Annotated in this window: 3 protein-coding genes and 1 pseudogene; 2 read left to right on the top strand and 2 right to left on the bottom strand. The window is 36.6% G+C overall.

Translation table 11 applies throughout. The features are described from left to right. Positions 1-494: 494 nt before the first annotated feature. Together ABYD77_RS18475 and ABYD77_RS18470 are read right to left on the bottom strand one after the other, a co-directional pair. Positions 495-962 carry a GNAT family N-acetyltransferase gene (locus ABYD77_RS18475; RefSeq protein WP_372771563.1) on the bottom strand — a complete coding sequence of 156 codons (468 nt, stop codon included), beginning with the start codon at positions 960-962 and terminating at the stop codon, positions 495-497. Positions 963-1067: 105 nt separating this feature from the next. Then, positions 1068-1694 (bottom strand): hypothetical protein, encoded by a 627-nt coding sequence (locus ABYD77_RS18470; RefSeq protein WP_372771562.1) that lies wholly within the window; start codon positions 1692-1694, stop codon positions 1068-1070. Between the two features lie 211 nt (positions 1695-1905). Between ABYD77_RS18470 and ABYD77_RS18465 the strand changes: the two genes are divergently transcribed. Continuing rightward, positions 1906-2142, top strand: coding sequence for a LysR family transcriptional regulator (locus tag ABYD77_RS18465; protein ID WP_372771561.1), 237 nt, complete (start codon positions 1906-1908; stop codon positions 2140-2142). A gap of 51 nt (positions 2143-2193) precedes the next feature. After that, positions 2194-2796, top strand: a pseudogene (locus tag ABYD77_RS18460) (LysR substrate-binding domain-containing protein); the annotation flags it as partial. Positions 2797-3090: the final 294 nt, after the last annotated feature.

Here is a 3090-nt window from a genome sequence, read left to right as displayed (position 1 = left end):
TACGAATACAAATGGAGCAATTACACTGTAATGCATCATAAATAGGTGCACTTTCAAATTCAAATTGCACCGCTTTACAGTGGCAACTTCCAGTATATTTCATCGTGGCATTCCTTATTCAAAGTACCACTGTATATTTAACCAGCTTAAAATAAAAGACCTAATTTATTATTTAAAAAATAGGGTCTGTTGATCTTTCAAGTTCGTTTTTGCAGCAGTTTGATTGGGGTTTATACAAGGCAGAGGCTGCGTGACATAGTTATTCTATGTGAGTCAGCCGATAACAGAAAAAACCCAATCAAGCGCTGCTGAACGGTTCTTTTGAGCGCACTTTTCTCATTGTTGCCTGCATGAATGCAGGTAAGGGGCGTTAGCAGGACGCAGAAGCTTTGCTCGATATTCGCTTAGATGGCTAGGTCACATATCGAGCGCCGCGATAAAAGCACGCTCAAAAAGAACAAGAATAGAACAGCAAAGTTCAACAGACCTTAGCATTATACCGGCATGTACATAATATGTTGGGGGCCAGCCGGGCCATTTAAATACAGCGCCTTTTCTTCCAAGAACCCCGCTTTTTGGTAACAACTTTTAGCCAATCTATTTTTACAATTAACCGTTAAATAAAGCCAACTGTAATGTGAGTAATGTTGTTTTAAATACGCAAGTAACGCCTTTATGGTAACTTGACCTAAGCCTTGCCCTTGCAAACGTTTATCAATTACAAATGAGCGCAGCCCTAATCCATCACTAGGGCAAAATGCATAATCATAATGATAGCCACAATCAAGTTTAAAAAAGCCAATCACTTTTGAAGTGTGCTTAATTACATGTAAATGCACTCGCTGATTGCTCTCTTTTAAAAATTCCTCAGCACTGCATGCAAATTGAATTTGATCTTTCGCTAAAACAACCTTGCTCAGCTCTTCTAAATGTTGCGCAGTTAACTTTTCAATAGCAATCATAAATGGGTTTTACAATTAAGGGATTTTTACAAAGGCAAAGCATCAATATTTAGCTTGTTAAAGTAACATATAGACCTGATGATTTACGTTTTTTTAAAATGGTGTTTATAAGGTGGTCGAGAGCTCAACGTTTTCTTTTTTAGCGCTAATTTTGCCACTCTCACGAAACTCTTCTAAATGAGATAACGCATTTTTTGAACTTAATAAAGCATAATCAAGATAAAACTTAATTTGCTTTAACTCTCTTTCCATACCATCTAGATAGCGTGCATTCATATCGTTATCGACTAACTCATTTAGTTCATCATGACCTTGAAATATAAACTGATTCACCATTTCTTTCGCCTCAGATGTACTGCGACTGGCCATATCCAATGAAATCAATAATTCAACAGGCAAGGTATTTAGTTCCTGACGCGTTTTTGAAAACTGCCAAGCGCCTTGTTCAATAATCAACATTTTTAGCACAAATTCATAACCGTCGCTTTCGCCAGTCTCTTCAAATAATTGTTCGTACTTTTTAGACTGCTCAATGTTTGCATTATAACTGGCCGAAGCAAGCTCTAAACGCTGGATATTCTGCTGTAATTCGTAAGCAATTTTCGTTAGTAATTGCTCTGCATCTTGGCGTTGTTGGTAATTGTTATACCAGGCATTAATACCTAGTGCGATTAACACACCAAGGGTGATAACAATTAACTCAAAGGCGACTTTACTTATTATTTTTTTCACAAGAAACTCTAGCTAACTAATTAAAAATTAAACGTTTTCAATTGTACCTAGATAAATACCAAACACCATAGCGACTGGTCACATTATTCGACTTTCATTCATTTTATGAGAAAGTCCATTTGTAGAGCACAATCGCAACCACCTTTGTGTTGAATTTGATTCATCAATTGAATACAGTTGCTAAGATAAAAATCACAGCAAGGTTTAGAATATGCGCTCTAAATACCCACCACTGCATTTACTTAGTATCTTTGAGGCCGCAGCCCGTCATCAAAATTTTAAATCGGCGAGTAACGAACTATGCATCACACCTTCAGCAGTAAGCCATCAAATTAAAGCGCTTGAAGAGCAGCTCGGTTTTAGTTTGTTCCAACGTAAAAGCCGTGGTGTGGTGTTAAATAATGCAGGTGAAATGTATTTAAATTTTGTGCAACAGGGGCTTGAATGATTTGAGCAATGAAGGCGTAAAGTACGCAATCGGTTTTCGTCTCAAGCGCTTAAAATTTCATGTTTTTCCACGATGGCAAGTAACATCATCATACCCAAGCTTGGTGCCTTTCAAGCAATGCACCCTGAAATCGAATTACGTATTGAGACAGGTAATCACGTTGCCGATTTACGCTATGATGATATCGATTTAGCCATCCGTATTGGCCAAGGAAATTGGCCCAACACCGCTAAGCAAAAATTGCTCGATTTAACTATTGCTGCAGTATGTTCGAAATCGTTTTTGAATAAATACCAAGTGAATGCGCTTGACGATATTAATGCTTTACCTTTGATTGATTTATCGTATATGGATGATGTTTGGCTGCAGTGGGCTACTGCTACAGGCACAACACTGACACAAAATAAACGCGTGTTATCATTTAATGATTATGATTCTTCAATTAATGCAGCAAGTCAGGGTTTAGGGCTAGCCTTGGGAATTTTTCCTATTGAAAACAGTAAAGTAAATAACAATACCCTAGTTACACCATTAAGTGAGTTTGTGCCTTTTCAAAGAGGCTTATATGCCGTTTATCGCGAAGAAGACAGTAATCGCCATGATATTCGTTGTTTTATCAACTGGCTTTCATCAACACCAGAGCTTTATTGTTAATATTTTACAAGATAAAGGTATGTTTATCTTTGTTAGTATTTGAGCAAAAGAATATTTATTTCGGTAATAAAGTGGCATTAGTGTGATTTGGTTATTTTAAATGAGTGTAGTACCAGTGAAGATAGCAGAATAAATAGTTAATGGGCTATGGCCATAATCGCCATTCCTTGTGTTGAAAATAATTTATTTAGATGAAATGAAAGCGTACTTTACATCAATAGTCACTTAACAATTTTATTTTTTGCATTCAGCACAGAGAAAATTAGAAACTAAATAGATGAATTATACTCACCT

It is taken from the genome of Pseudoalteromonas sp. (assembly GCF_041629635.1).
In the GTDB taxonomy this organism is placed as follows: Bacteria; Pseudomonadota; Gammaproteobacteria; order Enterobacterales; family Alteromonadaceae; genus Pseudoalteromonas.
This window is presented reverse-complemented; position numbering and strand designations above follow the sequence as displayed.

Excerpts from the sequence above, each read along its gene's own strand:
- ABYD77_RS18465 (WP_372771561.1), top strand. The coding sequence starts at position 1,906 with ATGCGCTCTAAATACCCACCACTGCATTTACTTAGTATCTTTGAGGCC.
- ABYD77_RS18475 (WP_372771563.1), bottom strand. The coding sequence starts at position 962 with ATGATTGCTATTGAAAAGTTAACTGCGCAACATTTAGAAGAGCTGAGC.